This window comes from Citrobacter sp. Cs237, assembly GCF_030332325.1.
In the GTDB taxonomy this organism is placed as follows: domain Bacteria; phylum Pseudomonadota; class Gammaproteobacteria; order Enterobacterales; family Enterobacteriaceae; genus Citrobacter_A; species Citrobacter_A sedlakii.
The window spans coordinates 1-237 of sequence record NZ_JAOWIB010000017.1 but is presented as its reverse complement, the minus strand read 5'-3'; the positions used below and the strand labels follow the sequence as shown (position 1 = coordinate 237).

Genomic DNA, 237 nt, shown 5'->3' with positions numbered 1-237 from the left:
GTGCCCGTTTTCTGCCGCTATACGGTAAAGCCGTTCAATTTCTGCATCGACTTTTGCGTCTTCCTTTAACTGGTTATTCTGCTGCAGCCAGCGGGCGTACTTAAATAAAATCTCACTGTCCGAAGGGGGCTGCGGAATATTTTCATGTTTGCAGGTGAACGCCAGTCGGGTATTGATCGTCGGTAACGGGTCCACGGCGGGTTTATGGCTGGCCGGAGCGGCTGCTGTCTGATCGCA

At 52.7% G+C, this 237-nt stretch carries 1 pseudogene; it reads right to left on the bottom strand.

The window, feature by feature from the left end:
- Positions 1–237 (bottom strand): annotated as a pseudogene (locus tag OGY07_RS00095) (SEL1-like repeat protein); the annotation flags it as partial.